Source organism: Thalassorhabdomicrobium marinisediminis (assembly GCF_003072065.1).
GTDB classification, from domain to species: Bacteria; Pseudomonadota; Alphaproteobacteria; order Rhodobacterales; family Rhodobacteraceae; genus Octadecabacter; species Octadecabacter marinisediminis.
The window spans coordinates 38,625-65,494 of record NZ_QCYG01000001.1; the positions used below are offsets into that span (position 1 = coordinate 38,625).

Consider the following 26,870-nt stretch of genomic DNA (forward strand, 5'->3'; position numbering starts at 1 on the left):
CCATGATATCCAAGCTCTTGATCGCCAATCGGGGTGAGATTGCCTGCCGGATCATCGAAAGTGCGCGGGCGCGGGGGATCGCCACCGTCGCGGTCTATTCCGACGCCGATGCGCAGGCGCGGCACGTGCGGCTTGCGGATCAGGCGGTGCGCATTGGCGGCGCGGCCCCCTCGGACAGTTACCTGCGCGGCGACCGGATCATCGACGCCGCCCGGGCCACGGGGGCCGAGGCGATCCACCCCGGCTATGGTTTCCTGTCGGAAAACCCCGACTTCGTAGAGGCGGTGGCGCAGGCGGGGCTGATCTTCGTCGGCCCAAGTGCGCAGGCGATCCGCGCCATGGGTCTCAAGGATCGGGCCAAGGCGCTGATGGTCAAGGCGGGTGTGCCCGTGGTACCCGGCTATCACGGGGCCGATCAGGACGACGCCCGCTTGCGGGCGGAGGCGGACAAGATCGGCTATCCGGTGTTGATCAAGGCCGTCGCGGGGGGCGGCGGCAAGGGGATGCGACTGGCCGAAGCGGCGGAAGACTTCGACGAGGCGCTGGCCTCGGCGCGGGCCGAAGCGCAGGCCGCCTTTGGCAACAGCGACGTGCTGATCGAGAAATTCATCACCGCCCCGCGCCATATCGAGGTGCAGATCTTCGGTGACGGTGCGAACGCCCTGCATCTGTTCGAGCGGGACTGTTCTTTGCAGCGGCGTCACCAGAAGGTCATTGAGGAAGCGCCCGCTCCGGGCATGACGCCCGAGGTCCGCGCGGCCATGGGCGCGGCTGCGGTCAAGGCCGCGAAGGCCATCGGCTACAGCGGGGCGGGCACGGTGGAGTTCATCGTTGACGGCTCGGGCCCGCTGCGCAGCGACGGTTTCTGGTTCATGGAAATGAACACCCGGTTGCAGGTCGAGCACCCGGTGACCGAGGCGATCACGGGCGTCGATCTGGTGGACTGGCAGTTGCGTGTCGCCAGCGGTGCCCCTTTGCCCGCCACGCAGGAGGAGCTGACCATCCACGGCCATGCCTTCGAAGCGCGCCTCTATGCAGAGGATGCAGCGAACGGTTTCCTGCCCGCCATCGGCACCCTGTCGCACCTTGCGTTTCCGCCCTCCGTGCGCGCGGACACGGGGGTTGCGGCGGGCGACAGCATCACGCCGCATTACGATCCGATGGTCGCCAAGCTGATCACCCACGGGCCGGACCGCGCCACCGCGTTAAAAGCTCTGCGCGACGGGTTGGCCGCGACCGAGGTGGCGGGCACCACGACGAACATCGGCTTCCTATCGGCTCTTGCGGCCGATCCGGACTTCGCGCAGGGCGGCGTCGACACGGGCCTGATCGCCCGCAAGATCGACAGCCTGACCGCCGCGCCGGACCCCCGCCCACAGGACATGGCGCAGGCGGCTCTGATGCTCAGTGGGCTGGGGGACCGGCAGGACCCGCACAGCGGCTTCACTCTGCACACGCCCCTGCGCTGGCGGGTTGAGGTCGGGGGGCAGGGCGTCACGCTCACCCCGCGCGGGCCGGATGAGGTGATCTGCACGGTGGGCGAGGCTGCGGTCTCGGCGCAGCGGCTGGGCGGGGTCTGGCGGTTCGACGGGCAGGCCCCGCGGCCCTGTCACATCCACGGGCGCGCCATCACGTTGTTCGGCGCGGCCCCCCTGACGCTTGGGATGGCGGACCCGTTGGACCGGGCCAGCACGCAGGCCGCCGGCGATGCCGTCCTGTCGCCCATGCCCGGCCTGTTGCGCGATGTGGCCGTGGCGGTGGGGGACACCGTGGCCGAAGACGACCGGCTCGCGGTTCTTGAAGCGATGAAGATGGAGCATGTGCTGCGCGCGCCGCGCGATGGAACGGTGGCGCAGATCGCCCATGAGGCGGGGGAACAGGTACAGGCGGGGGTCGTGCTGATCGCGCTGGACGCGCAGGATGGGGACGCCTGATGCCCGCCGTTCGCCTCTTTGAAGTCGGCCCCCGCGACGGCTTGCAGAATGAGCCGCGCCAGATCCCGGTGGCAGAGAAGATCGCGCTTGTGGATCTGCTGTCGCGCTCGGGCCTGACCCATATCGAATGCGCAAGCTTCGTGTCACCCCGATGGGTGCCGCAGATGGCGGGCAGCGGCGAGGTTCTGCGCGGCATCACGCGGGCCGAGGGCGTGTCCTATGCGGCGCTCACCCCCAACCTGCGCGGCTTCGAGGAGGCACAGGCCGCCCGCGCAGACGAGGTTGCGGTCTTTGCCGCCGCCTCCGAGGGGTTCAGCCGCGCCAACATCAACGCCAACATTGCGGAAAGTTTCGAGCGTTTCGCCCCGATCCTTGCCGAGGCGAAAAAGGCGGGCATTTCGGTGCGCAGCTACGTGTCTTGCGTGATCGAATGCCCCTACGACGGGCCGATTGATCCTGCGCAGGTGGCGGGTGTTGTTGAGAAATTACTCGATCTGGGCTGCTATGAAGTCAGCCTTGGCGACACCATCGGCGCGGGCACGCCAGACACCGTGCGTGCCTTACTGGAACGGGTTCTGACGGTTGCCGCCCCGTCGCAACTGGCGGGACATTTCCACGACACCAATGGCCGCGCCTTAGACAATATCGACGTGGCGCTCGATCTTGGGCTGCGCCGTTTCGACACTGCGGTGGGGGGCTTGGGCGGCTGCCCCTACGCGCCCGGTGCCTCGGGCAACGTCGCGACCGAAGCCGTCGCGCGCCACCTGACCCGCAAGGGGCACGCCCACGGGCTGGATCTTGCCGTGATCGATGCCGCCGCAGAGATGGCCCGCGCCATGAGAGGAGACGCAGATGTTTGAGACGCTCACCCTGACGACCGAGGCCCGCGGCGTGGCGCGCTTGGAACTGGCTCGGCCCGAAAAACACAACGCCCTGTCCGGCCAGATGATCGAGGAGCTGACCCAAGCCGCCGCCCGGATCGACGCCGACCCCGCCATCCGCGTGTTGATTTTGGCGGCGCAAGGGCGCAGCTTCTGCGCGGGCGGGGATCTGGGGTGGATGCAGGCGCAGATGGAAGCGACGGCGCAGGCCCGCGCGCGTGAGGCACGCAAGCTGGCCGACATGCTGGGCGCGATCAACCGTCTGGGCAAACCGGTCATTGCCCGCATTCAGGGCAATACCTTTGGCGGCGGCGTGGGGCTGGCCTGCGTCTGTGACAAGGTCTTCGCGGTGCCACAGGCGACCTTCGGGCTGACGGAAACAAAGCTCGGCCTGATCCCCGCGACCATCGGGCCCTATGTGCTGGCGCGCATGGGCGGCGGGGCCGCGCGCAGCGTGTTCATGTCCAGTCGCCCGTTTTACGCCGAAACCGCCAAACGTCTTGGCGTGGTGAGTGAGGTTGTCGGCCCGCAAGCGCTTGACGATGCGGTCAATTCCGAAGCCGAAGCCTATCTGCACTGCGCTCCGGCGGCTGTGGCCGAAGCCAAGGCGATGGCGTTGCAATTGGGGGGCGCACCGACGCAAGAGACCGTCGATGCCTCGATCGCGGCACTTGTGCAGCGCTGGGAACACCCCGAGGCGACGCAAGGCATCGCGGCCTTCTTCGCCAAGACCCCGCCACCTTGGCGCGCAGGCTAGGGCGAAAATCGATCTTGCCCGAGCGATTCACGCCGCATTGTGACCATGCGGGCCGTTGACCCCCCCAAGGGGGCGCGGTAAACGCGAGGGCAGCCAAGGGGCGCACCGTCGTGCGCCCGCGTGACCGGAGTTTCGCTCATGGAAGAATATCTCAGGGATTACCTGCCAATCGTCATCTTTCTGGGGCTTGCGATCGTGCTCGGGCTGATCCTGATCCTTGCCGCCGTGGTGCTTGCGGTGCGCAATCCCGATCCGGAAAAGGTCTCGGCCTATGAATGCGGGTTCAACGCCTTTGACGATGCGCGGATGAAATTCGACGTGCGGTTCTATCTGGTGGCGATCCTGTTCATCATCTTCGATCTTGAAATCGCCTTCCTGTTCCCATGGGCCGTGGCCTTTGGCGGTCTGTCGATGGCGGCCTTCTGGTCAATGATGGTCTTTCTGGCCGTGCTCACCGTGGGCTTCGCCTACGAATGGAAAAAAGGAGCCCTGGAATGGGAGTAGCCACAGGTCCCAACACCGCCGGAGCCGATCCGGAATACGCCACCCAGACGCTCAACAAAGAGCTGACGGACAAGGGGTTTCTGGTCACCTCCTCGGCTGACTTGATCAACTGGGCGCGCACGGGCAGCTTGCACTGGATGACCTTCGGTCTGGCCTGCTGCGCGGTTGAGATGATGCACACCTCGATGCCGCGCTATGACGCCGAGCGCTTCGGCATCGCGCCGCGCGCCTCTCCGCGCCAGTCCGACGTGATGATCGTGGCCGGCACGCTGACCAACAAGATGGCGCCCGCGCTGCGCAAGGTCTATGACCAGATGCCCGAGCCGCGTTATGTGATCTCGATGGGGTCCTGCGCCAACGGCGGCGGCTATTACCACTATTCCTACAGCGTCGTGCGCGGCTGCGACCGGATCGTGCCCGTGGATATCTACGTGCCCGGATGCCCCCCCACGGCCGAGGCGCTGCTTTATGGTATCTTGCAGCTGCAACGCAAAATCCGCCGCACCGGGACGATTGTCCGCTAAGCCCATCCGAAGGGAATTCCAATGTCTGACGAGCTCAAAGAACTCGGTCATCATATCGAACTCAAGCGCCCCGATTCCGTGCTGTCGTGGGATGTCACCGGCGGTGAGCTGACGGTGAATGTCGCGCCGTCGCATATCGCGGGGCTGGTGGAGTTTCTGCGCAGCGACAGCTCGTGCAGCTTTTCGACGCTGATCGACATCACGGCGGTGGATTATCCCGGGCGGGCCAAGCGGTTCGACGTGGTCTATCACTTCCTGTCGATGTACCAGAACCACCGCATCCGCTTGCGTCTTCAGGTGCGCGAGGATGAGATGGTGCCCTCGATCATTGAGGTGCACCCCAGCGCCAACTGGTTCGAGCGTGAAGTCTTCGACATGTTCGGCATCATCTTCCGCGGCCACCCGGACCTGCGCCGCATCCTCACCGACTACGGCTTCCGCGGCTATCCTTTGCGCAAGGATTTCCCGACCACGGGCTACACCGAGGTGCGTTATGACGAAGTGCAAAAGCGCGTCGTTTATGAGCCGGTGAAGCTGGTGCAGGAATACCGCCAGTTCGACTTCATGTCACCGTGGGAAGGGGCGGAATACATCCTGCCCGGTGACGACAAGGTGGCACCCGACAGCCATGTCTCCAAGAAGGAGGGCGCGAAATGATGGACGGCACGAAGAACTTCGACGACGCGCTGACCGGCGAGCAGAAGATCCGCAACTTCAACATCAACTTCGGCCCGCAACACCCCGCGGCGCACGGGGTTTTGCGTCTGGTGCTTGAGCTCGACGGCGAGATTGTGGAGCGTTGCGATCCGCACATCGGCCTGCTGCACCGCGGCACCGAGAAGCTGATGGAAAGCCGCACTTATCTGCAGAACCTGCCATATTTCGACCGGCTCGACTACGTGGCGCCGATGAACCAGGAACATGCCTGGTGTCTGGCGATCGAGAAGCTGACCGGCACCAAGGTGCCGCGCCGTGCCTCGCTGATCCGCGTGCTCTATTCCGAGATCGGCCGCATCCTGAACCACCTGATGAACGTCACGACCCAGGCGATGGACGTGGGCGCGCTGACGCCGCCGGTCTGGGGCTTTGAAGAGCGTGAGCAGCTCATGGTGTTCTACGAACGCGCCTGCGGTGCGCGTCTGCACGCGGCCTATTTCCGCCCCGGCGGGGTGCATCAGGACCTGCCGCCGGAGCTTCTGACCGACATCGAAGCCTGGGCCGACCAGTTCATGGCCAACTTCATGGTCGATCTCGACGGGCTGCTGACCGAAAACCGCATCTTCAAGCAGCGCAACGTCGATATCGGCGTAGTGACCGAGAAAGACATTCAGGATTGGGGCTTCTCGGGCGTCATGGTGCGCGGATCGGGCTTTGCCTGGGACCTGCGCCGCAGCCAGCCTTACGAATGCTACGATGAGTTCGACTTCAAGATTCCCGTGGGCAAGAACGGCGATTGCTACGATCGCTACCTCGTCCGCATGGAAGAAATGCGCCAGTCTGTATCGATCATCCGGCAGGCCATCTCCAAGCTGCGTGAGCCCGAAGGGCAGGGCGACATCATGGCCCGTGGCAAGATGACTCCGCCCACGCGCGGTGAGATGAAGACCTCGATGGAGGCTTTGATCCATCACTTCAAACTCTACACCGAGGGCTTCCACGTGCCTGCCGGTGAGGTCTATGCCGCCGTCGAAGCGCCGAAGGGCGAGTTCGGCGTTTATCTCGTGGCCGATGGCACCAACAAACCTTACCGCGCCAAGCTGCGCGCGCCGGGCTACCTGCACCTGCAGGCGATGGACCACATCGCGTCCAAGCACCAGCTAGCGGACGTGGCGGCGATCATCGGCACCATGGACATCGTCTTCGGGGAGATTGACCGATGATCGGCCGTCTGACCCTTGCGGCGCTGTGTCTTGCCACGCCCGCCCTCGCGCAAAGCGCGGATGAGGTGACAGCCATGACCATGGCCATCGAAGCGGCAGGTTGCTCGGTGACCGCCGACAACGGCGACGCGGTGCTTGCGGCCTCGGGTCTGGACGAAGAGCAGACCATGGCCGTGATCGCTGCCCTGTATGAAGACGGTCTCGTCGCGCTTGAGGCGGATGGCTCCATGTCCCTGTCGTCCGAGGCCTGTTCATGAAACCTGCCGTCGCCCTGCTGGCTGCCTTGACCCTGACCGCTTGCGGCGCGGGGCTGGACGGCGTGCCGGGGCAGACCCTGCCCGACGGCGTGACCGAACAGGATGTTGCCCTGTTCAAGACAGCCGCCACGCAGGCGGGCTGCGTCATCGGGCCGGCGCAGGCCGATCAGGTGCGCGCGGCCACCGGTTTCGACACGGCGAAACTGTCCATCATCACCCAATATTTGACGCTCGCCGGTGAAAGCACACCCACCGACAGCGGTTTCCGACTGACTTCAGGATCCTGTGCCAATGCTTAGACGTCTCCACCTCGACCAGCCTGACAGCTTTGAGTTCACACCAGACAATCTGGCGTGGGCGAAGGGCCAGATCACCAAATACCCCGAGGGGCGGCAGGCCAGCGCGGTCATCGCCCTTTTGTGGCGCGCGCAAGAGCAAGAGGGGTGGCTGACCCGTCCGGCCATCGAATACGTGTCCGATATGCTGGACATGGCCTATATGCGGGCGCTGGAAGTCGCGTCCTTCTACTTCATGTTCCAGCTGCATCCCGTTGGGTCTGTTGCCAATATCCAAATTTGCGGCACCACCTCCTGCATGATTTGCGGGGCCGAGGATCTGATGGCGGTCTGCCGTGAGAAGATCGCCCCCAACCCCCATGAGCTTTCGCCCGATGGCCGTTTTTCATGGGAAGAAGTGGAATGTCTGGGCGCCTGTTCCAATGCCCCCATGGCGCAGATCGGCAAGGATTATTACGAGGATCTGACCGCTGAGAAGATGGGTGAGCTGATCGATGCCTTGGCCGCTGGTGAGGTTCCTCTGCCCGGCCCGCAGAACGGCCGCTACGCGTCGGAACCGCTCAAGGGTCTGACAACGTTGACGGATTTCGACAGCGGCCAGCAGCAATACAACGCGTCGGTGCAACGCGCCCATGACATCGGCGACACGATCAAGCGGATCGATGGCACCGAGGTGCCGCTGCTCACCCCGTGGCACCGCCCCGAAGGCGTGGCCGGGGCCAAGCCTGAGCGCGACGACCTGATGCCCCCCGAAGGGCCCGACGGCAAACAGGGCGGGCGTACGGCGGCAGAAGAAGAGGCCCCGCGCGACGTGGGTGTCTCTTCCGAGCGGTCCGGCGAAGTGCGCGGCGAAGCCCCCGAGGTCGAGCCCAAGGGCCACCCCGAGGTCGGCAGCGTGGCCGATGAGCCTGCTGGCACGCCCGCGCCCGAACCCCGCGCCCACGCGCCCGCCGGTGCGGCGTCCGACCGTCCGGCCCCCGGCCTGACCCCGGACCCGTCCCGCCCCGCCGCCGCCAACGTAAAGGCCCCGGCGATGGTGCCCGAGGCCAAGCCGCACACGTTGGACGCGCCGCGCCCCGAAGGGGCCGACGATCTCAAGCGGATTTCCGGCGTCGGGCCGAAGCTGGAACAGGCGCTCAACGATTTGGGTTTCTATCACTTCGACCAGATTGCGAACTGGTCCGAGGCCGAGGTGGAATGGGTCGACAGCCGCCTGACCTTCAAGGGGCGGATTCGCCGCGACAACTGGATCGGTCAGGCCCGCACCTTCGCGGACGAAGCCAAGGGCTGACCACCGCCACCCCGCCAAACCTTCATGCCGCCGCCCGAATGCCACATTCGGGCGGCGTTCTTCTGTGCGCCCTTATCAGAACCGACCCGCGCCGCTAGACTTCCCCTCGTGTCCACGACCCGCCGCAGAGCGGGCGATGGCCGACAGGGAAAAGGATGGATATGGCCAAGTTGTCTTCGAAAGGCTCCGGCGCGGGGCTGGCGGCTGCTGTCGCGGGTTTGCTCGCCTTCATGGTATTTTACGGATTGTTCAGCTTTGGCCTTGTGGGGGCCGTCCTGATCGGCCTGCTGGTCGCGGTCATCGTCTGGATCGTGCTCTGGCTGGGCTGGGGCGAGGGGCGCCCGGAGGAGGGGCGCAGCACAGCCGCCCGCGCCGCACCCGCCGATCCGGTGGAAGAGATGAACACCGGCACCACCACCGGCGCAGAGTTCATCGAGGACGCGCCCGAGGCCGACGAAACACGACCTCAAGACCCCCCGCAGGGCCGTCCGCGCTGATCTTGCCCTTGGTGTTGCTTCGACGGCGCCAACCGGTCCGGCCCGCGCCAAATCCGCCCCGGGGGGCTTTTCTTTTGCGCGGCCAACGGGCAGAACGGCCCCATGAGCACACCGGACGACCAGAAGGCTGCAGCACAGGGCCGCCAGATCGCGATTGTCATCGCGCTCGCGGGGCTATTGGCGATCTTCGCACCCGCGATAACGCGCCTGATCGGTGCCAGCCCCCGGGTTGAAATGCTCTTCTATCTGATCTCGCTTGCTGCGTTCATTTGGTCACTGGTGGTGACGTGGAACCTGTGGCAAAAGACCAAAGATAAATGAGACCTTCGCCAAATCGCGGCGAAGATGACGAGGAAACGTTCCATGCTTGCTGATAAAGACCGTATTTTCACCAACCTCTACGGAATGCACGACCGCACGCTGAAGGGCGCGCAGGCGCGCGGGCATTGGGACGGGACCGCCGGGATCATCGCCAAGGGGCGCGACTGGATCATCGACCAGATGAAGGCCAGCGGTCTGCGCGGACGCGGCGGTGCAGGCTTCCCCACCGGGTTGAAATGGTCCTTCATGCCCAAGGAAAGCGACGGGCGTCCGGCCTATCTAGTGGTCAACGCCGACGAATCCGAGCCGGGCACCTGCAAGGACCGCGAGATCATGCGCCACGATCCGCATACGCTGATCGAAGGCTGCTTGATCGCGTCGTTCGCTATGAACGCCAACGCCTGCTACATCTACATCCGCGGCGAGTATATTCGCGAGCGTGAGGCGCTGCAGGCCGCGATCGACGAAGCCTATGATGCCGGTCTGGTTGGCCCCAATGCCGCCAAATCCGGCTGGGATTTCGACATCTACGTCAGCCACGGCGCGGGCGCTTACATCTGCGGCGAAGAGACCGCGTTGCTGGAATCGTTGGAAGGCAAGAAGGGCATGCCCCGCATGAAGCCACCGTTCCCTGCGGGGGCCGGTCTTTACGGTTGCCCGACCACGGTGAACAACGTGGAATCGATTGCCGTGGTGCCGACGATCCTGCGCCGCGGGCCTGAGTGGTTCTCGAGCTTCGGGCGGCCCAACAACGCGGGCACCAAAATTTTCGCGATCTCCGGTCACGTCAACAACCCCTGCGTGGTCGAGGAATCGATGTCGATTCCTTTTGAAGAGCTGATCGAGAAGCACTGCGGCGGCATCCGGGGCGGGTGGGACAACCTCAAGGCGGTGATTCCCGGCGGCTCCTCCGTGCCGCTGGTGCGCGGCGAGAACATGCGCGACGCGGTGATGGATTTCGACGCGCTCAAGGAAAAGGGGTCCAGCCTTGGCACGGCGGCGGTGATCGTGATGGATCAGTCGACCGACATCATCAAGGCGATCTGGCGGTTGGCGGCGTTTTACAAGCACGAAAGCTGCGGCCAGTGCACCCCCTGTCGCGAAGGCACCGGCTGGATGATGCGGGTGATGGAGCGGCTGGTGCGCGGGGATGCGGACCCGGCCGAGATCGACATGCTGCTGGACGTGACCAAACAGGTCGAAGGCCACACGATCTGCGCCTTGGGCGACGCCGCCGCCTGGCCGATCCAGGGCTTGATCAAGAACTTCCGCGACGAGATCGAGGATCGCATCGCCCACAAGCGCAAGCCCGTCGCGGCCGAGTAGGGCGCAGGCCCCGATCCGATTGAGTTAAATAGACCGCGGCCCCGTTGATCGGGGGCGCGGTTTTTCTTTGTCGCGCGCGGGCGCCCCCCCGTGCTTTGCAAAAACCCGCCGGAGGGGCCGTATTTGCGGGGCTGCTATTGAATAGCACCCCCTGCTGCCACAGGTCTTGCCCCAGCGCCGCTGTGTCTGCGGCAGGAATGATCTGGAGTTGTAGTTTATGAAATCCCTGAACCTGATGGCCGGAGCAGCCGCCCTTGCCTTCACCCTGAGCGGCGCGGCCTCCGCCAACCCCGCCAACGTCGAGCGCGTCACCGAAGGGCTGATCGCCGCCGGCATGGCGATTGAGCTGGGCGACAAATGCGACGGCGTCTCGGTGCGGCTGATCCGGGGGTACAGCTTCCTTAACAGTTTGAAATCGCACCTTGAAAGTCTGGGCTATTCGGATGACGAAATCGACGCCTATATCGACAACAAGGCCGAGAAGGAACGCCTGATCGAGATCGCCTATGGTCGGCTGGCCGCCCTTGGCGTGGATGCCTCGAACCCGTCGAGCTATTGCGCGGTGGCGCAGGATCAGATGGCGCAGGGCACCCAGGTGGGCCGCTTGCTGCGCTAGCGCGTCGCCACCACACACATCGCGAACGGGCCGGTTTCATCGCCGGCCCGTTTTGCATTTCTTCCGGGTTTTTTGCGCGTCGAAACATGGGCATTCGCACTGGCAAACCGTGGCGCGGCACGGTAGAACCGCAGCCAAACCGGGCCTCGCCTAGCGGGGCGCTTCGGCGGCACTGCAATACGGGAACAGGGAACACGCCCCATGTCGGATTCAAATCCCGATCTGCGCAAGATCATCATCGACGACCAAGAGGTCGAGGTTCCGGGCGCGATGACGCTCATCCAGGCCTGCGAAGAGGTCGGGATCGAAATCCCGCGTTTCTGTTATCATGAGCGTTTGTCCATCGCGGGCAACTGCCGGATGTGTCTTGTGGAAGTGGTTGGCGGCCCGCCCAAGCCCGCGGCCTCTTGCGCGATGCAGGTGCGCGATCTGCGCCCCGGCCCCGAGGGGCAGGCCCCCGTGGTCAAGACCAATTCTCCCATGGTCAAGAAGGCCCGCGAAGGGGTGATGGAATTCCTTCTCATCAACCACCCGCTGGATTGCCCGATCTGCGATCAGGGCGGCGAATGCGACCTGCAGGATCAGGCGATGGCCTACGGCGTGGACTTCTCGCGCTTCCGTGAGCCCAAGCGCGCCGCCACCGATCTCGACCTTGGCCCGCTGGTCGAAACCCACATGACGCGCTGCATTTCCTGCACCCGTTGCGTGCGCTTCACGACCGAGGTCGCGGGCATCACCCAGATGGGCCAGACCGGCCGGGGTGAGGATTCCGAGATCACCAGCTATCTGGGCGAAACGCTCGACAGCAATATGCAGGGCAACATCATTGACCTGTGCCCCGTGGGTGCGCTGGTCTCCAAGCCCTATGCCTTCACCGCCCGCCCGTGGGAGCTGACCAAGACCGAATCCATCGACGTGATGGACGCTCTGGGGGCCAATATCCGCGTGGACACCAAGGGCCGCGAAGTGATGCGCTTCCTGCCGCGCAACCATGACGGCGTGAACGAGGAATGGATTCACGACAAGACGCGCTTCGTCTGGGACGGGCTGCGCCGCCAGCGTCTGGATACGCCCTACATCCGTGAGAACGGCAAGCTGCGCAAAGCGGATTGGGGCGAAGCCCTGAGCGCGGCAGCCGCCGCGATGTCCGGCAAGAAGGTCGTCGGTCTGGTGGGCGATCTGGTCAACACCGAAGCCGCCTTCAGCCTGAAGACGCTGGTCGAAGGGCAGGGCGGTGTCGTGGAATGCCGCGCGGACAATGCCAAACTGCCCGCCGGCAACCGCTCGGGCTATGTGGGCACTGCGAAGATCGAGGATCTGGACACCGCCGAGATGATCCTGCTGATCGGCACCAACCCCGAGCTGGAAAGCCCGGTCCTGAACGCCCGGATTCGCAAAGCCTGGCTGCGCGGCGCCAAGGTGGCCGTGATCGGCGAAGCGCCCGATTTGACCTACGATTATGAGCATCTGGGCACCGACCGTGAGGCTTTGTCGAAGCTGGCTGCGATGGATCACAGCGACAAGGCGGACAAGCGCGGCGTGATGATCGTCGGCATGGGGGCCCTGACCGAAGCGGATGGCGCAGCCGTGTTGGGCACCGCCATGCAGATGGCCGAGGCCGGATCGTCCAGGTTCATGGTGCTGCACACCGCCGCGGGCCGTGTGGGCGCGATGGACGTCGGCGCCACGAACGACGCAGGCATGAAAGCCGTCGAGGACGCCGAAGTGGTCTTCAACCTTGGCGCCGACGAGATCGAGATTGCCGAAGGCCCCTTCGTGATCTATCAGGGCAGCCACGGCGACCGGGGTGCGCACCGCGCGGACATCATCCTGCCCGCCGCCGCCTATACCGAGGAAAACGGCCTGTTCGTGAACACCGAAGGCCGCCCGCAACTGGCCATGCGCGCCAGCTTTGCGCCCGGTGACGCGAAAGAGAACTGGGCAATCCTGCGGGCCCTGTCCGCCGAGCTGGGCGCGCAGCTTCCGTGGGACAGCCTTGCGCAGCTGCGTCAGGCGCTCGTGGCCGAAGTGCCGCATCTGGCGCAAATCGATGAGGTGCCCGAGAACGACTGGCAGCCGGTGGATCAGGGTGATCTGGGGCAGGCCACATTCCGCACCGCGATCAAGGATTTCTACCTGACGAACCCGATCGCGCGGGCCAGCCAGCTTATGGCAGAGCTGAGCGCCAACGCCAAGAAACGCGGCGAAGCTGCCCTTGCGGCGGAATAACAAGGGTGCGGTCTGCCGTCATAGCAACGCTGGCCCTTGCCGCCTGCGGGACGGCGCAGCCTTCCGATTCGGGGGCGCTGCGCTATGACGGGATCGACACCCGCCTGTTGGACGGTGATCTGGTGAATTTTCACGTAACACTTGCGAACGCGGCCGACGGTGAGGCGGTGACCGACTATGCCGAATGCGCCGCCGCGCAATATGCGCTGATCCGGGGCTATGGATTTGCGCGCCACGTGCGCACGCAAGTCAAGGAAGAGGGTGGCATTTGGACGGGGGATGCTGTTTACACCATCTCGCCCGCCCTGCCGCGCGGGACAAGAACGATAGACGCGGAAGTGACGGTCGCAGACTGCGCCCGTCGCGCGATACCGACGGTCTGAGGGAAGAACTATGGTCGAATTTTTCACCACCACAAATTTGGGGATCGTTCTGATGATCCTCGGGCAATGTCTGTTGGTTCTGGTTCCGCTTCTGGTGGCGCTGGCCTTCCTGATGTATGCCGACCGCAAGGTCTGGGCCGCGGTGCAGATGCGTAAGGGGCCGAACGTGGTTGGCGTCTTCGGCTTGCTGCAAAGTTTCGCCGACTTCATCAAATACATCGTGAAAGAGGTCGTGGTGCCCGCCGGCGCCGACAAGGTCGTCTTCTTCCTCGCGCCGATGATCACCTTCGTGCTTGCGGTGATCGCCTGGGCGGTGATCCCGTTCAACGATGGCTGGGTGCTGGCCAATATCAACGTGGCGATCCTTTATGTTTTCGCGGTCTCCTCGCTTGAGGTTTACGGCGTGATCATGGGCGGCTGGGCCTCGAACTCGAAATACCCGTTCCTGGGCTCGCTCCGCTCGGCCGCGCAGATGATCTCATACGAGGTGTCGCTGGGTCTGATCATCATCGGTGTCATCATCTCGACCGGCTCGATGAACTTCAGCGCCATCGTTGCCGCGCAAGAAGGCGATCTGGGCCTGTTGCACTGGTATTTCATCCCGCATTTCCCGATGCTTTTCCTGTTCTTCATCAGCGCCCTGGCTGAAACCAACCGCCCGCCGTTTGACCTGCCGGAAGCGGAATCCGAACTCGTCGCCGGCTATCAGGTGGAATACTCCTCGACCCCGTTCCTGTTGTTCATGATCGGTGAGTTGATGGCCGTGGTGCTGATGTGCGCACTGGTGTCGCTGCTTTTCCTCGGCGGCTGGCTGAGCCCGGTGGGCTTCCTGCCCGACGGCTTCTTCTGGCTGTTCCTGAAGATGCTGTTCTGCTTCTTCATCTTCGCGATGGTCAAGGCGATCACGCCGCGCTTCCGCTATGACCAGCTGATGCGTCTGGGCTGGAAAGTCTTCCTGCCGATGTCGCTGGCCTGGGTCGTGCTGGTCTCGTTCCTGGCGAAGTTCGAAGTGCTCGACGGGTTCTGGGCCCGCTGGCACGACGAAGAGGCCGCGATCGTGTTGATCGACACCGATGCGGACCGCGAAATCGAAGCGATCGTCGTCGATCCCGAAGTGGAGAATTGAGATGAGCCAAATGGATTACACCCGCGCCGCGAAGTACTTCCTGCTGACGGACATCTGGAAGGGGTTCGGTCTGGGGCTGAAGTATTTCTTCGCCCCCAAGCGCACCGTGAACTATCCCCACGAGAAGGGGCCTCTGAGCCCGCGGTTCCGCGGTGAGCATGCGCTGCGCCGCTATCCCAACGGCGAGGAACGCTGTATCGCCTGCAAACTGTGCGAGGCCGTGTGCCCCGCGCAGGCGATCACCATCGATGCCGAGCCGCGGATTGATGGCTCTCGCCGGACCACGCGCTATGACATCGACATGACGAAATGCATCTATTGCGGCTTCTGTCAGGAAGCCTGCCCGGTGGATGCCATCGTTGAAGGGCCGAACTTCGAATTCTCGACCGAGACCCGGGAAGAGCTCTACTACGATAAGGAAAAGCTCCTCGATAACGGCGACCGCTGGGAAGCCGAGATTGCCCGCAACCTCGAACTGGACGCGCCCTACCGATGAGCGACAAGACCAACCCTTTCGACGCCTGGATGAAGGCCAGCCAGGACTGGGCCAAGGGCGTGAGTCCCGAGTTTGCCGAGGTCATGGCGAAGTCCATGCAAGGGGTCGAGGACCTCATGCCGACGATGCCGAAAGAGATGATGGAAGCGTTCATGGGCAAGGGGATGAACCCCGAGGCGCTGGACGCGAAAACCAAGCTGCTGCTGACCCTGCAAGGGCTGACCATTCAGGGGGCCTTTGCCGAGCCGCAGATCAAACTGACCGTGCGCCACGCGCTTGAAGCCGGGGCCTCGGCGCAGGAAGTGACCGAAACGATCGCGCTGGCCGGCCTGTTCGGCGGCGCGCCCTCCATGGCCAAGGCGCTTGAGCTGGCGCAGCAGGTCATCAAGAAGGACGACAAGACATGACACCAGCCGTGATTGCCTTTTACGCATTCGCCCTTACCACCATCGGCGGCGGGTTGATGACCGTGGTCAGCCGCAACCCGGTGCATTCGGTGCTCTGGCTGATCCTTGCCTTCCTGTCGTCGGCGGGTCTGTTCGTGCTGCTGGGGGCGGAATTCGTCGCCATGTTGCTGATCATTGTCTATGTCGGCGCGGTCGCGGTGCTGTTCCTCTTCGTGGTGATGATGCTGGATGTGGACTTTGCCGAGCTGAAGGCGGAAATGGCCCGCTACATGCCGCTGGCCCTGCTGATCGGGATCGTGCTGCTGATGCAATTGGCGCTGGCTTTCGGCGTCTGGGGCTATTCCGACGGGGTCGAGGCGCGGTTGGCGCAGCCGATCCTTGAGGTCGAGAACACCAAGCAGCTTGGCCTGCTTCTTTATGATCGCTATTTCCTGCTGTTCCAGCTTGCCGGTCTGGTCCTGCTGGTGGCGATGATCGGGGCGATCGTGCTGACGCTGCGCCACCGCACGGACGTCAAGCGGCAGGACATCATCGGCCAGATGATGCGCGACCCGGCCAAGCAGATGGAACTCAAAGACGTGAAACCGGGGCAGGGGCTGTAACCATGATCGGACTTGAACATTATCTGACGGTCGCCGCGGCCCTTTTCGTCATCGGCATCTTCGGCCTGTTTCTGAACCGCAAGAACGTCATCATCCTGTTGATGAGCATCGAGCTGATGCTGCTGGCGGTGAACATCAACTTCGTCGCGTTCTCCAGCTATCTGGGTGACCTTGTGGGGCAGGTGTTCACCCTGTTCGTGCTCACGGTCGCCGCGGCCGAGGCGGCCATCGGGCTTGCGATCCTCGTGTGTTTCTTCCGCAACCGCGGCACGATTGATGTCGAAGACGTCAACGTGATGAAGGGGTAAGACAATGGAACAGATCATCCTTTTCGCACCTCTCGTTGGTGCCGTGCTGGGCGGTTTTGGCTGGAAGGTCATGGGCGAAGCTGCGGCGCAATGGCTGACCACGGGGCTGTTGTTCCTTGCCGCGATCCTGTCGTGGGTCGTGTTGCTGACCTTCGATCCGGCAGCACATGAGAACGGCTATTATACGGCCGAGATCTTCCGCTTCATCCAGTCCGGCACGCTCGACACCTCATGGGCGATCCGCGTGGACCGGCTGACCGCGATCATGCTGGTGGTGATCACCTCGGTCTCGGCCTTGGTGCACCTCTATTCCTTCGGCTACATGGCCCATGACGAGAACTTCCCGAAAACGCCCTACAAGGCGCGGTTCTTCGCTTATTTGTCGTTCTTCACCTTCGCCATGTTGATGCTGGTGACCGCCGACAACCTGTTGCAGCTGTTCTTCGGCTGGGAAGGGGTGGGCGTGGCCTCGTATCTCTTGATCGGCTTTTACTACAAGAAACCCAGCGCCAACGCTGCGGCGATCAAAGCCTTTGTGGTCAACCGTGTGGGCGACTTCGGCTTCCTGCTGGGGATCTTCGCGATCTATCTGACCTTCGACAGCATCCAGTTTGCCGACATCTTCGCCGCCGTGCCCGAGATCTCAGGCGACACGATGACCTTCCTGTGGCGCGACTGGTCCACGGTTGAGGTGATCGCCGTGCTGCTGTTCATCGGCGCCATGGGCAAATCGGCGCAGCTGTTCCTGCACACATGGCTTCCCGACGCGATGGAAGGCCCGACCCCGGTGTCGGCGCTGATCCACGCGGCGACCATGGTCACGGCGGGCGTCTTCCTTGTCTGCCGCATGTCGCCGATCATGGAATTCGCACCCCATGCGACCGATTTCATCGTCTTCCTGGGCGCGACGACCGCTTTCGTGGCCGCGACCATCGGGCTGGTGCAGAACGACATCAAACGGGTGATCGCCTATTCGACCATGTCGCAGCTGGGCTATATGTTCGTGGCGGCCGGGCTGGGCGCCTATTCCGTGGCGATGTTCCACCTGTTCACACACGCCTTCTTCAAGGCGATGTTGTTCCTTGGCGCCGGTTCGGTGATCCACGGGATGCACCACGAGCAGGACATGCGGAACTATGGCGGGCTGCGGCACAAGCTGCCCAAGACGTTCTGGGCGATGATGATCGGCACGCTGGCCATCACCGGCGTCGGCATCCCGCTGCTTTATGTGGGCTTCCCCGTGGGCTTCGCCGGCTTCGTGTCGAAAGACGCGATCATTGAGAGCGCCTATGCCGGAACCGCAGGCGGCTATGCCTTCTGGATGCTGGTCATCGCGGCGCTGTTCACCAGCTTCTACAGCTGGCGCCTGATGTTCCTGACCTTTTACGGCACGCCACGCGGTGACAAGCACACCCATGAACACGCCCACGAAAGCCCGGCGATCATGCTGGCCCCCCTTGCGATCCTTGCGGTGGGCGCGATCTTCGCAGGCATGGTGTTCTACAAGCCGTTCTTCGGTAACGCCAAATACGTTGGCCAGTATTTCGGAGTGCCCTATGCCGAACAGGGCCACGACGCGGGCGAAGCCGCCACCGATCATGCCGAGGGCGCGGATACCGCCGATGTGGTGATCGATGCCGAGGACTTGGCGGACGGGGACGGCACGGCCGAGGATGCCGTGGTGCAGGGCGAGGATCATTCGACCGCGGCCACGCACTACGCCTTCGACGGCGCGCCGGGTGAGGGGGCGATCTATGTGGCCCATGATAACACCACGCTGGACGACGCGCATGAAGTGCCAATCTGGGTCAAACTCGCGCCCTTCATCGCCATGCTGCTGGGCTTCGGGACGGCTTATGTCTTCTATATCCGCAAGCCGGACCTGCCGCGGACGTTGGCGACCCATCAGGCCCCGGTCTACAACTTCCTGCTCAACAAGTGGTATTTCGACGAGCTTTACGACGTTGTCTTCGTCCGGCCTGCCAAGCGGCTTGGCAAGTTCCTGTGGCGCAGGGGCGACGGCGCGGTGATCGACGGCACCATCAACGGGGTCGCCATGGGCATCATCCCCACGCTGACCCGGTTCGCAGGGCGCGCGCAGTCTGGCTACGTCTTCACCTATGCCTTTGCGATGGTCATCGGGATCGTGGTGATCCTGACCTACTTCTCGATCACCGGAGGGTATGAATAATGGACAACCTTCTTTCCATCACGACGTTCATCCCCGCGATTGCGGCGGCGATCCTTGCACTGTTCCTGCGCGGCGACGATGAGGCGGCACAGCGCAACGCCAAGTGGCTGGCCATGGCCGCCACGGTGATGACCTTCGTCGTCTCGCTGTTCATCCTCACGGGGTTCGATGCCAACGATACCGGGTTCCAATTTGTCGAGGATCGTGACTGGATCATGGGCTTCAACTACAAGATGGGCGTGGACGGGATTTCCGTGCTCTTCGTCATGTTGACGACCTTCCTGATGCCGCTGGTCATTGCGTCCTGCTGGACGGTGACGACGCGGGTCAAGGAATACATGATCGCCTTCCTGCTTCTGGAAACGCTGATGTTGGGCGTCTTCATGGCGCTGGATATGGTGCTCTTCTACCTCTTCTTCGAGGCAGGACTGATCCCGATGTTCCTGATCATCGGCATCTGGGGCGGCAAGGACCGGATCTACGCCAGCTTCAAGTTCTTCCTTTATACCTTCCTCGGCTCGGTGCTGATGCTGGTCGCCATGGTCGGCATGTATGCCGCCGCCGGGACGACCGACATTCCGACGCTGATGACCTTCGACTTCGGCACCGACGGCTTCAGCCTCTTCGGCATGCAGATCGTCGGCGGGGCGCAAACGCTGCTCTGGCTGGCCTTCTTCGCGTCTTTCGCGGTCAAGATGCCCATGTGGCCGGTCCACACCTGGTTGCCCGATGCCCACGTGCAAGCGCCCACGGCAGGCTCGGTCGTGCTGGCCGCGATCCTGTTGAAGATGGGCGGCTACGGCTTCTTGCGCTTCTCGCTGCCGATGTTCCCCGTGGGGTCCGAGGTTATGGCGCCGCTGGTGTTGTGGCTCTCGGCCATTGCCATCGTCTATACCTCGCTGGTGGCGCTGGTGCAGAAGGACATGAAGAAGCTCATCGCCTATTCGTCGGTCGCGCACATGGGCTTCGTCACCATGGGGATCTTCACCTTCAACCAGCAGGGGCTGGATGGGGCGATTTTCCAGATGCTCAGCCACGGCTTCATCTCGGGCGCGTTGTTCCTGTGCGTCGGCGTGATCTACGACCGGATGCACACGCGCGAGATTGACGCCTATGGCGGTCTGGTGAACCGGATGCCCGCCTATGCGCTGATCTTCATGTTCTTCACCATGGCGAACGTCGGCCTGCCGGGCACCTCGGGCTTTGTCGGTGAATTCCTGACGCTGCTCGCGGTCTTCCAGGTCAACACCTGGGTGGCGGTTGTCGCCACCACGGGCGTCATCTTCTCGGCTGCCTATGCCCTTTGGCTCTACCGCCGGGTCGTCATGGGGGACCTTATCAAGGAAAGCCTCAAGTCGATCACCGACATGACCCCGCGCGAGCGTCTGATCTTCGCGCCGCTGGTCGCCATGACCCTTCTGCTGGGGGTCTATCCCAGCCTTGTCACCGATCTCATCGGGCCGTCGGTCGCCGTTTTGGTCGATCAGGTCGAAACCGCTCAGGCGGCTTACGAAGCCGCCACCCAAATGGCCCAGAACTAAGGAAACGACGTGATGTTGTCCCAAGACCTGAACACCATCCTGCCGGAAATCATCCTGTCGCTGTTCGCGATGGGGGCGTTGCTGGGCGCAGTCTATACGGTGAAGGACAAGGCGGCGCCGCTGCTGGTCTGGATCACCTCGGCGCTGTTTGTCGCCATGGCGTTCTGGATCGCCACCACCGGTGAGGGTGTCACTTACGCCTTTTATGGCATGTTCATCGACGACGCGTTCAGCCGGTTCTCGAAGGTGGCCATCCTGCTGGCAGCGGCAGCAATTCTGGTGATGAGCCAGGATTACATGGTCAAACGCAATCTGCTGCGATTCGAATATCCCTTGCTGATCGCACTTTCAGTGGTCGGCATGATGATGATGGTTTCGGCGGGCGACCTGATGGCGCTTTACATGGGGCTGGAACTGCAGTCGCTGGCGCTTTACGTCGTGGCGTCCCTGCGCCGTGACAGCGTGAAATCCACCGAAGCGGGTCTGAAATATTTCGTCCTTGGCGCGCTGTCGTCCGGCCTTCTGCTCTATGGTGTGTCGCTGACCTACGGCTTTGCGGGCACGACGCTTTTTGCCGGCGTGATCGAGGCGACGCAGGGCGGGGCCTCGCTCGGGCTGATCTTCGGTCTGGTCTTCATGTCCGCCGGTTTCGCCTTCAAGGTCTCGGCCGCGCCCTTCCACATGTGGACGCCGGACGTCTACGAAGGCTCGCCCACGCCGGTCACCGCCTTTTTCGCCACCGCGCCGAAGATCGCCGCCATGGGGCTGTTCGCTCGGGTCATGCATGACGCCTTCGGCAACGCCATTTCCGATTGGCAGCAGATCGTCGCCTTCCTGTCGGTCGCGTCGATGTTCGTGGGGGCTGTGGCCGCGATCGGCCAGCGGGACATCAAACGCCTGATGGCCTATTCCTCGATCAGCCACATGGGCTTTGCGCTTATGGGTCTGGCGGCGGGAACTGCCTTCGGTGTGCAGGCCATGCTGGTCTATATCGCGATCTATGTCGTCATGAACGTCGGCACCTTCGCCTTCATCCTGTCGATGGAGCGTGATGGCCGCCCGGTCACCGACATCGCCTCGCTCAACATGTATTCCAAGCGCGAGCCCTTGCGCGCGCTGGCGATGCTAATCCTGCTGTTCTCCATGGCTGGCGTGCCGCCGATGCTGGGCTTCTTCGGCAAGTTCTACGTGCTGCAGGCGGCCTATACCGCTGACATGATCTGGCTCGCCGTGGCCGGTGTGGTGGCCTCCGTGATCTCGGCCTTTTATTACCTGCGGATCGTCTATTACATGTATTTCGGGTCCGAGCGGGACGACACGCTCGACACCAACGGCTCGGCGGTGCTGTGGGGCTTCCTCGTGGCTTCGGCTGCGGTGATGGTGATTGGCGTCGTCAACCTGTTCGGGATCGAACCCCTGGCCGCTGCGGCCTCGGTTGCTCTTGTCAACTAGGAGCGCAGACTGGCCGCAGGGCTATGGGCATCAGCCGTTCGGTGAAGTCACCTCGACCCTTGATCTGGCGCGGGCGCATGCGGGCCATCTGACCGGCCCGCTCTGGATCACGGCGACGGCGCAGACCGCATCGCGGGGGCGGCGGGGCCGGCCCTGGGTCGCGCCGGTCGGCAATTTCTACGGCACGCTTGTGTTGCCCTGCACCGATCCCGCGCAGGCGGCGCTGCGCAGTTTCGTCGCGGCGCTGGCCCTGCGCGATGCGCTGCGTGCGGTCATGGGGCAGGGGCCGGACCTTGCGTTGAAATGGCCCAACGATGTGCTGTTGAACAAGGGCAAGGTCGCCGGCATCCTGCTGGAAAGCCTGACCGATGGGGGCCGGATGTCCGGGATTGCCATCGGCATCGGCGTCAATCTGGTCGCCGCCCCGGCGCTGGATCAGGTTGAACTGGGCGCGACCTATCCCGTCTCGGTCAAGGGCGAGAGCGGCGCGGATGTCACGCCCGAGGCTTTTCTGGCCGAACTCGCCCCGGCCTTTGCCCGCTACGAGGCGCAGCTCACCACGCAGGGTTTCGTCCCGATCCGCGCCGCCTGGCTCGACGCCGCCGCCCGCCTGGGCGAGACGGTGACCGCGCGCCTTCCGCAGGAGGACGTGACAGGGCGCTTTGAAACCATCGACGAAACCGGATACCTGATCCTGCAAACGGCCCAAGGCCTGCGCCGCATCGCGGCGGCGGATGTTTATTTCTAAGGGGAGGCGTCATGCTTCTGTGTATCGACTGCGGCAACACCAACACTGTCTTCTCGCTTTGGGACGGCAGTGAATTCCTGTGTACGTTCCGCGCCGCGACAGAATGGCAGCGCACGGCGGATCAGTATTTCGTCTGGTGGTCGACCCTGCTCAAGCATCACAAGATCAAGGCCGACGTCTCTGAAGTGATCATCTCCTCCACCGTGCCGCGCGTCGTGTTCAACCTGCGGGTCATGACCGACCGCTATTTCGGCACGCGCCCCTATGTGGTGGGCAAGCCCGACTGCCTGTTACCCACATCCCCCCGTGTGGATGAGGGCACGACCGTGGGGCCGGACCGGCTGGTGAACACCGCCGGCGCCTTCGACCGGCACGGGGGCGATCTGATCATCGTGGATTTCGGCACCGCCACCACGTTTGACGTGGTCGCCAGCGACGGCGCCTATATCGGCGGCGTGATCGCGCCCGGTGTGAACCTCAGCCTTGAGGCGCTGCATCAGGCGGCGGCGGCGTTGCCCCATGTGGACATCTCCAAGCCGCAGACCGTGATTGGCACGAACACGGTCCACTGCATGCAATCGGGCGTGTTCTGGGGCTATGTGGGCCTTGTGAATGGCCTGTGCGAGCGGATCAAGGAAGAATACGACCGCCCTATGAAGGTTCTGGGCACCGGCGGGTTGGCGCCATTGTTTTCAAGCGGTTACGCGCTTTTTGATACCATCGAAGATGACCTGACAATGCACGGGCTGACCGTGATTCACCGATATAACAAGGACAACGAATAATATTATGAGCGAAGCAAGATTGATCTATCTGCCCCTGGGCGGGGCCGGTGAAATTGGCATGAACTGCTATGTCTACGGCTACGGCCCCGCCGAGGATGAGCGTTTGATCGTCGTCGATCTGGGCGTGGCCTTCCCCGACATGGACAGCTCTCCGGGGGTCGATCTGATCTTCGCAGATGTGTCCTGGCTGGAAGCGCGCAAGGACCGGATTGAGGCAATTTTCATCACCCACGCCCACGAAGACCACGTCGGCGCGGTCGGCCATCTTTATGAGCGTTTGGGCGGCGTGCCGATCTATGCGCGCGCCTTCACCGCCGAGATCGCGCGGCGCAAGATGCAAGAGCACGGCTATTCCGACACAACGGTGAAGACCGTTGGCAAATGGCCCGACACCGTCACCGCCGGGCCGTTCACGGTCGGCTTCGTGCCGGTCAGCCACTCGATCCCCGAAAGCTCGGGGCTGGTGATCGACAGCAAGGGCGGGCGCGTCCTGCACACGGGCGATTTCAAGATCGACGTGAACCCCGGAGTGGGCGAGCCGTTCGACCACGATCTGTGGAGATCGCTGGGCAAGGACGGCGTGACCGCGCTGGTCTGCGACTCGACGAATGTGTTCTCCAAAGCCGAAGGGCGCAGCGAATCCACCGTCGGGCCGGAGATCGAGAAGTTCCTGCAGACCGCAAGCGGCATGGTCGCGGCGACGACCTTCGCGTCGAACATCAGCCGTGTGCGGACCATCGCACAGGCGGCCGAGCGGGCCGGGCGCTCTGTCTGCCTTCTGGGCCGGTCCATGCGCCGCATGGTCGAAGTGGCAACCGAAGTCGGCATTCTGGACGATTTTCCCGGGACGATCTCGCCTGATGACGTGCCCGGGATGCCGCGCGAGAATGTCCTGCTGCTCGTCACCGGCAGTCAGGGCGAACGCCGGGCGGCCTCGGCGCAGCTGGCGAACGGAAAATACATGGGGATCAAGATGAAGGAGGGGGACACCTTCCTGTTCTCGTCAAAAACCATTCCCGGCAACGAACGCGGCGTGATCCACATCATGAACCAGTTCAGCGAGCTGGGCGTCGATGTGGTGGACGACTCCGATGGGCTCTATCACGTTTCTGGCCACGCGAATCGGCCGGACCTTGACGTGATGCGCGACCTTGTGAAGCCGCAGACCCTGATCCCCATGCACGGCGAGCACCGGCACCTGCGCGAGCATGTGAAGATCTCCGAGGCGGCCGGCGTGCAGGGGGTTCTGGCGGTCAACGGGATGATGATCGACCTGTCCGGCAACCAGCCCACGGTCGCGGAATACATCGAGACCGGGCGCACCTATCTCGATGGGTCGGTGAAGATCGGCCAGCTCGACGGCATCGTGCGTGACCGGTTGCGCATGGCGCGCAACGGCCATGTGATCGTGACGCTGATCATTGATGAAGACGGCGACCCCCTCGGCGATCCATGGTGTGAGCTGATGGGCCTGCCGGAGACCGGACGCAACAATGTGCCGCTGGTCGATGTGCTGGAAGAGGATCTGAGCCAGTTCCTCAACCGCGCCAACGACAAGACGATTGCCGACGATAGCAAGCTTGAAAAAGAGCTGCGCACCATCGCGCGCAAGTCGGCACAGGCCGAGATCGGCAAAAAGCCGGAAGTGACGGTGGTGATTTCCCGTCTGGCCTGACGCGCCAGACAGGACACGCGCAGCAAAAAGGGGCCCCGGTTGGGGCCCCTTTCTTACGTCTTCGCAGGACTTAGCTGCTTTGACGTTCTTCAAAACTTTTCAGAATGAACTCGGGGGCGTGATCCCCCATGCCCACCACCGGAGCCCCGTGGTCGCCGCCGCGGTCACCGTTGCGGCCACGATTGCGCCCGCCGCGGGATTTCTTCGGCTGGGCCTCTTTCGTGGGCTCTGGCTTGCTTTTGCCTTCGCTCGGGGTGGCCTCGGCCTTGGACGCGGGGGCCGTGCCGGTGTCCTGCGGGGCGGGGACGTCCTGTGGGTTGGCGGCGTCCTGCGGGGCGGGGGCGTCCTGCGAGGCGGGGGCGTCCGTGGACGTCGCCGCTTTGCGCCCACGACCGCCGCGCGTGCGGGTGCGCTTGGGCTTGTCCGCGGAGGGTGCATCGGGCGCGTCGGCTTTGGGGGCCGCGTCCTTTTGCGTGACACCTTTGACGTCAAGCCGGGGGATGGTCATCTCGACCAGTCGCTCGATATCCTCGAAGTTCTTTTCGTCCTTGGGCGTGCAGATCATGATCGCCGTGCCCGTCTTGCCCGCACGTCCGGTGCGCCCGATCCGGTGGACGTAATCCTCGGCATGGCTGGGCACGTCGTAGTTGAACACGTGGCTCACGTTGGGAATGTCGAGCCCGCGGGCCGCCACGTCGGAGGCCACCAGAAAGCGCAGGCTGCCGTCGCGGAACTTGTCCAACGTCCGCATCCGGTGCGACTGTTCAAGGTCGCCGTGGATCGGCGCGGCGTCGAGCCCGTATTTCTGCATCGATTTGGCCACCGCATCGACGTCGATCTTGCGGTTGCAGAAGATGATCCCGTTGCGGCAGGCCTCGCCCTCGGCGGCGATCAGGTCGCGCAGCAAGCGGCGTTTCTCGGTCCCCTCTTTCGTGCGGTTCGAAGCGCTGAACATCACCACGCCCTGCGTGATATTTTCCGACGTCGTCGCCGCGCGGGCGACTTCGATCTTGGCGGGGTTGGACAGGAAGGTGTTGGTGATCCGCTCGATCTCGGGCGCCATGGTGGCCGAGAAGAACAACGTCTGACGGGTGAAGGGTGTGAGCCCGAAAATGCGTTCGATGTCGGGAATGAAGCCCATATCGAGCATGCGGTCGGCTTCGTCGACGACCATGATCTTGACGTCCGACAGGATCAGCTTGCCGCGTTCGAAATGGTCCAGCAGGCGGCCCGGGGTGGCGATCAGAACATCGACGCCGCGATCGATCAGCGCGTCCTGTTCCTTGAACGACACGCCCCCGATCAACAGCGCTTTGGTCAGCTTGGTGTATTTGGCGTAGGCGTCGAAATTCTCGGCCACCTGGGCGGCAAGTTCGCGCGTCGGCGCCAGCACCAGAGAGCGCGGCATCCGCGCCCGGGCGCGCCCGCGTTTGAGCGCGGTGATCATCGGCAGGGTGAAGCTTGCGGTTTTGCCGGTGCCGGTCTGGGCGATGCCCAGAACGTCCCGCCCTTCAAGAGCGGGGGGAATCGCACCGGCTTGAATCGGGGTCGGCGTTTCGTAGCCGGTTTCCTCGACGGCCGTGAGGACCTTTTTGTCGAGATTTAAGTCGCTGAATTTGGTCAATTTCTTCCTTTCGCGGGAGAGTAAGCAGCACTTGGCCGCATCGCTACCGCGGCCCGACAGGCCAGATTGCCCGTCGCAAGGTGGGGTCCAGATACGCCTCGATTGGCCTAAGGTCAAGGAAACAAAGGGGTTTGCGCAGAGCGGGGCAACGGTGCCCGAGGGGGGCGTCCGGCTACGGGGTGCCGCGGCGTGGATTTGCCCCCTGTCGCGAGGCTGCCG

The 26,870-nt window shown here is 63.6% G+C and carries 28 protein-coding genes; 27 read left to right on the forward strand and 1 reads right to left on the reverse strand.

Annotated features, from left to right (window positions below; translation table 11 throughout):
* The first annotated feature begins 2 nt into the window (after positions 1 to 2).
* The 27 genes from DC363_RS00165 to DC363_RS00295 all read left to right on the forward strand — a co-directional run bounded on the left by DC363_RS00165 (position 3) and on the right by DC363_RS00295 (position 25,027).
* On the forward strand, positions 3 to 1,934 hold the full coding sequence (locus tag DC363_RS00165) for an acetyl/propionyl/methylcrotonyl-CoA carboxylase subunit alpha (protein WP_108639110.1): 1,932 nt from the start codon (positions 3 to 5) through the stop codon (positions 1,932 to 1,934).
* On the forward strand, positions 1,934 to 2,794 hold the full coding sequence (locus DC363_RS00170) for a hydroxymethylglutaryl-CoA lyase (RefSeq protein WP_108639111.1): 861 nt from the start codon (positions 1,934 to 1,936) through the stop codon (positions 2,792 to 2,794). The genes DC363_RS00165 and DC363_RS00170 overlap by 1 nt, the downstream gene beginning before the upstream one ends.
* Positions 2,787 to 3,572, forward strand: coding sequence for a crotonase/enoyl-CoA hydratase family protein (locus DC363_RS00175; protein ID WP_108639112.1), 786 nt, complete (start codon positions 2,787 to 2,789; stop codon positions 3,570 to 3,572). The genes DC363_RS00170 and DC363_RS00175 overlap by 8 nt, the downstream gene beginning before the upstream one ends.
* A gap of 138 nt (positions 3,573 to 3,710) precedes the next feature.
* Positions 3,711 to 4,076, forward strand: coding sequence for an NADH-quinone oxidoreductase subunit A (locus tag DC363_RS00180; protein ID WP_108639113.1), 366 nt, complete (start codon positions 3,711 to 3,713; stop codon positions 4,074 to 4,076).
* The gene (locus tag DC363_RS00185; RefSeq protein ID WP_108639114.1) at positions 4,067 to 4,600 is read left to right on the forward strand and encodes a NuoB/complex I 20 kDa subunit family protein; all 534 of its coding nucleotides are present in this window, start codon (positions 4,067 to 4,069) and stop codon (positions 4,598 to 4,600) included. The genes DC363_RS00180 and DC363_RS00185 overlap by 10 nt, the downstream gene beginning before the upstream one ends.
* A 21-nt stretch (positions 4,601 to 4,621) precedes the next feature.
* A complete protein-coding gene (locus tag DC363_RS00190; protein WP_108639115.1) occupies positions 4,622 to 5,257 on the forward strand; it encodes an NADH-quinone oxidoreductase subunit C in 636 nt (211 codons plus the stop codon).
* Complete coding sequence (locus DC363_RS00195) at positions 5,254 to 6,480, forward strand: NADH-quinone oxidoreductase subunit D (protein ID WP_108639116.1); 1,227 nt, start codon at positions 5,254 to 5,256, stop codon at positions 6,478 to 6,480. The genes DC363_RS00190 and DC363_RS00195 overlap by 4 nt, the downstream gene beginning before the upstream one ends.
* A complete protein-coding gene (locus DC363_RS00200; protein WP_108639117.1) occupies positions 6,477 to 6,737 on the forward strand; it encodes a hypothetical protein in 261 nt (86 codons plus the stop codon). Before DC363_RS00195 ends, DC363_RS00200 begins: the two co-directional genes overlap by 4 nt.
* The gene (locus tag DC363_RS00205) at positions 6,734 to 7,036 is read left to right on the forward strand and encodes a hypothetical protein (protein WP_108639118.1); all 303 of its coding nucleotides are present in this window, start codon (positions 6,734 to 6,736) and stop codon (positions 7,034 to 7,036) included. Before DC363_RS00200 ends, DC363_RS00205 begins: the two co-directional genes overlap by 4 nt.
* Positions 7,029 to 8,324, forward strand: a complete 1,296-nt coding sequence (locus DC363_RS00210) for an NADH-quinone oxidoreductase subunit E (protein WP_108639119.1) — start codon at positions 7,029 to 7,031, stop codon at positions 8,322 to 8,324. Before DC363_RS00205 ends, DC363_RS00210 begins: the two co-directional genes overlap by 8 nt.
* A gap of 161 nt (positions 8,325 to 8,485) precedes the next feature.
* The gene (locus DC363_RS00215) at positions 8,486 to 8,821 is read left to right on the forward strand and encodes a hypothetical protein (protein ID WP_108639120.1); all 336 of its coding nucleotides are present in this window, start codon (positions 8,486 to 8,488) and stop codon (positions 8,819 to 8,821) included.
* A 102-nt stretch (positions 8,822 to 8,923) separates the two neighbouring features.
* Positions 8,924 to 9,142: a DUF5337 family protein gene (locus DC363_RS00220; protein ID WP_108639121.1), complete on the forward strand. Its 219-nt coding sequence runs from the start codon at positions 8,924 to 8,926 to the stop codon at positions 9,140 to 9,142.
* 42 nt (positions 9,143 to 9,184) lie between these two features.
* On the forward strand, positions 9,185 to 10,468 hold the full coding sequence (gene nuoF, locus DC363_RS00225; protein ID WP_108639122.1) for an NADH-quinone oxidoreductase subunit NuoF: 1,284 nt from the start codon (positions 9,185 to 9,187) through the stop codon (positions 10,466 to 10,468).
* A 217-nt stretch (positions 10,469 to 10,685) separates the two neighbouring features.
* Positions 10,686 to 11,084 (forward strand): DUF5333 domain-containing protein, encoded by a 399-nt coding sequence (locus tag DC363_RS00230; protein ID WP_108639123.1) that lies wholly within the window; start codon positions 10,686 to 10,688, stop codon positions 11,082 to 11,084.
* 201 nt (positions 11,085 to 11,285) lie between these two features.
* Positions 11,286 to 13,313 carry an NADH-quinone oxidoreductase subunit NuoG gene (gene nuoG, locus DC363_RS00235; protein ID WP_108639124.1) on the forward strand — a complete coding sequence of 676 codons (2,028 nt, stop codon included), beginning with the start codon at positions 11,286 to 11,288 and terminating at the stop codon, positions 13,311 to 13,313.
* A gap of 5 nt (positions 13,314 to 13,318) precedes the next feature.
* Positions 13,319 to 13,696 carry a hypothetical protein gene (locus DC363_RS00240; RefSeq protein ID WP_108639125.1) on the forward strand — a complete coding sequence of 126 codons (378 nt, stop codon included), beginning with the start codon at positions 13,319 to 13,321 and terminating at the stop codon, positions 13,694 to 13,696.
* Between the two features lie 10 nt (positions 13,697 to 13,706).
* Complete coding sequence (nuoH, locus tag DC363_RS00245) at positions 13,707 to 14,822, forward strand: NADH-quinone oxidoreductase subunit NuoH (protein ID WP_108639126.1); 1,116 nt, start codon at positions 13,707 to 13,709, stop codon at positions 14,820 to 14,822.
* 1 nt (position 14,823) lies between these two features.
* Positions 14,824 to 15,318, forward strand: a complete 495-nt coding sequence (gene nuoI, locus DC363_RS00250) for an NADH-quinone oxidoreductase subunit NuoI (RefSeq protein ID WP_108639127.1) — start codon at positions 14,824 to 14,826, stop codon at positions 15,316 to 15,318.
* Positions 15,315 to 15,725: a carboxymuconolactone decarboxylase family protein gene (locus DC363_RS00255; RefSeq protein ID WP_108639128.1), complete on the forward strand. Its 411-nt coding sequence runs from the start codon at positions 15,315 to 15,317 to the stop codon at positions 15,723 to 15,725. The genes nuoI and DC363_RS00255 overlap by 4 nt, the downstream gene beginning before the upstream one ends.
* The gene (locus DC363_RS00260; RefSeq protein ID WP_108639129.1) at positions 15,722 to 16,327 is read left to right on the forward strand and encodes an NADH-quinone oxidoreductase subunit J; all 606 of its coding nucleotides are present in this window, start codon (positions 15,722 to 15,724) and stop codon (positions 16,325 to 16,327) included. Before DC363_RS00255 ends, DC363_RS00260 begins: the two co-directional genes overlap by 4 nt.
* Before the next feature lie 2 nt (positions 16,328 to 16,329).
* Complete coding sequence (nuoK, locus tag DC363_RS00265) at positions 16,330 to 16,635, forward strand: NADH-quinone oxidoreductase subunit NuoK (RefSeq protein WP_108639130.1); 306 nt, start codon at positions 16,330 to 16,332, stop codon at positions 16,633 to 16,635.
* Between the two features lie 4 nt (positions 16,636 to 16,639).
* A complete protein-coding gene (gene nuoL / locus DC363_RS00270) occupies positions 16,640 to 18,826 on the forward strand; it encodes an NADH-quinone oxidoreductase subunit L (RefSeq protein ID WP_108639131.1) in 2,187 nt (728 codons plus the stop codon).
* On the forward strand, positions 18,826 to 20,367 hold the full coding sequence (locus tag DC363_RS00275; RefSeq protein WP_108639132.1) for an NADH-quinone oxidoreductase subunit M: 1,542 nt from the start codon (positions 18,826 to 18,828) through the stop codon (positions 20,365 to 20,367). The genes nuoL and DC363_RS00275 overlap by 1 nt, the downstream gene beginning before the upstream one ends.
* Positions 20,368 to 20,379: 12 nt before the next feature.
* A complete protein-coding gene (gene nuoN / locus DC363_RS00280) occupies positions 20,380 to 21,819 on the forward strand; it encodes an NADH-quinone oxidoreductase subunit NuoN (RefSeq protein ID WP_108639133.1) in 1,440 nt (479 codons plus the stop codon).
* Positions 21,809 to 22,567 carry a biotin--[acetyl-CoA-carboxylase] ligase gene (locus DC363_RS00285; RefSeq protein ID WP_108639134.1) on the forward strand — a complete coding sequence of 253 codons (759 nt, stop codon included), beginning with the start codon at positions 21,809 to 21,811 and terminating at the stop codon, positions 22,565 to 22,567. The genes nuoN and DC363_RS00285 overlap by 11 nt, the downstream gene beginning before the upstream one ends.
* Before the next feature lie 11 nt (positions 22,568 to 22,578).
* Entirely contained in the window at positions 22,579 to 23,352 is a 774-nt protein-coding gene (locus DC363_RS00290; RefSeq protein WP_108639135.1) for a type III pantothenate kinase, read from the forward strand.
* 4 nt (positions 23,353 to 23,356) lie between these two features.
* On the forward strand, positions 23,357 to 25,027 hold the full coding sequence (locus tag DC363_RS00295) for a ribonuclease J (RefSeq protein WP_108639136.1): 1,671 nt from the start codon (positions 23,357 to 23,359) through the stop codon (positions 25,025 to 25,027).
* A 70-nt stretch (positions 25,028 to 25,097) separates the two neighbouring features.
* Here DC363_RS00295 and DC363_RS00300 read toward each other — a convergent pair whose 3' ends face one another.
* Positions 25,098 to 26,651 (reverse strand): DEAD/DEAH box helicase, encoded by a 1,554-nt coding sequence (locus tag DC363_RS00300; protein ID WP_108639137.1) that lies wholly within the window; start codon positions 26,649 to 26,651, stop codon positions 25,098 to 25,100.
* Positions 26,652 to 26,870 lie beyond the last annotated feature (219 nt).

What these genes read in the sequence shown, in the direction of transcription:
- nuoL (WP_108639131.1), top strand. Translation starts at nt 16,640, where the DNA reads ATGGAACAGATCATCCTTTTCGCACCTCTCGTTGGTGCCGTGCTGGGC.
- DC363_RS00195 (WP_108639116.1), top strand. Translation starts at nt 5,254, where the DNA reads ATGATGGACGGCACGAAGAACTTCGACGACGCGCTGACCGGCGAGCAG.
- DC363_RS00185 (WP_108639114.1), top strand. Translation starts at nt 4,067, where the DNA reads ATGGGAGTAGCCACAGGTCCCAACACCGCCGGAGCCGATCCGGAATAC.
- DC363_RS00165 (WP_108639110.1), top strand. Translation starts at nt 3, where the DNA reads ATGATATCCAAGCTCTTGATCGCCAATCGGGGTGAGATTGCCTGCCGG.
- nuoF (WP_108639122.1), top strand. Translation starts at nt 9,185, where the DNA reads ATGCTTGCTGATAAAGACCGTATTTTCACCAACCTCTACGGAATGCAC.
- DC363_RS00210 (WP_108639119.1), top strand. Translation starts at nt 7,029, where the DNA reads ATGCTTAGACGTCTCCACCTCGACCAGCCTGACAGCTTTGAGTTCACA.
- nuoH (WP_108639126.1), top strand. Translation starts at nt 13,707, where the DNA reads ATGGTCGAATTTTTCACCACCACAAATTTGGGGATCGTTCTGATGATC.
- DC363_RS00170 (WP_108639111.1), top strand. Translation starts at nt 1,934, where the DNA reads ATGCCCGCCGTTCGCCTCTTTGAAGTCGGCCCCCGCGACGGCTTGCAG.
- DC363_RS00215 (WP_108639120.1), top strand. Translation starts at nt 8,486, where the DNA reads ATGGCCAAGTTGTCTTCGAAAGGCTCCGGCGCGGGGCTGGCGGCTGCT.
- DC363_RS00295 (WP_108639136.1), top strand. Translation starts at nt 23,357, where the DNA reads ATGAGCGAAGCAAGATTGATCTATCTGCCCCTGGGCGGGGCCGGTGAA.
- nuoN (WP_108639133.1), top strand. Translation starts at nt 20,380, where the DNA reads ATGTTGTCCCAAGACCTGAACACCATCCTGCCGGAAATCATCCTGTCG.
- DC363_RS00255 (WP_108639128.1), top strand. Translation starts at nt 15,315, where the DNA reads ATGAGCGACAAGACCAACCCTTTCGACGCCTGGATGAAGGCCAGCCAG.
- DC363_RS00230 (WP_108639123.1), top strand. Translation starts at nt 10,686, where the DNA reads ATGAAATCCCTGAACCTGATGGCCGGAGCAGCCGCCCTTGCCTTCACC.
- DC363_RS00190 (WP_108639115.1), top strand. Translation starts at nt 4,622, where the DNA reads ATGTCTGACGAGCTCAAAGAACTCGGTCATCATATCGAACTCAAGCGC.
- nuoG (WP_108639124.1), top strand. Translation starts at nt 11,286, where the DNA reads ATGTCGGATTCAAATCCCGATCTGCGCAAGATCATCATCGACGACCAA.
- DC363_RS00220 (WP_108639121.1), top strand. Translation starts at nt 8,924, where the DNA reads ATGAGCACACCGGACGACCAGAAGGCTGCAGCACAGGGCCGCCAGATC.
- nuoK (WP_108639130.1), top strand. Translation starts at nt 16,330, where the DNA reads ATGATCGGACTTGAACATTATCTGACGGTCGCCGCGGCCCTTTTCGTC.
- DC363_RS00205 (WP_108639118.1), top strand. Translation starts at nt 6,734, where the DNA reads ATGAAACCTGCCGTCGCCCTGCTGGCTGCCTTGACCCTGACCGCTTGC.
- DC363_RS00180 (WP_108639113.1), top strand. Translation starts at nt 3,711, where the DNA reads ATGGAAGAATATCTCAGGGATTACCTGCCAATCGTCATCTTTCTGGGG.
- DC363_RS00290 (WP_108639135.1), top strand. Translation starts at nt 22,579, where the DNA reads ATGCTTCTGTGTATCGACTGCGGCAACACCAACACTGTCTTCTCGCTT.
- DC363_RS00175 (WP_108639112.1), top strand. Translation starts at nt 2,787, where the DNA reads ATGTTTGAGACGCTCACCCTGACGACCGAGGCCCGCGGCGTGGCGCGC.
- nuoI (WP_108639127.1), top strand. Translation starts at nt 14,824, where the DNA reads ATGAGCCAAATGGATTACACCCGCGCCGCGAAGTACTTCCTGCTGACG.
- DC363_RS00260 (WP_108639129.1), top strand. Translation starts at nt 15,722, where the DNA reads ATGACACCAGCCGTGATTGCCTTTTACGCATTCGCCCTTACCACCATC.
- DC363_RS00275 (WP_108639132.1), top strand. Translation starts at nt 18,826, where the DNA reads ATGGACAACCTTCTTTCCATCACGACGTTCATCCCCGCGATTGCGGCG.
- DC363_RS00200 (WP_108639117.1), top strand. Translation starts at nt 6,477, where the DNA reads ATGATCGGCCGTCTGACCCTTGCGGCGCTGTGTCTTGCCACGCCCGCC.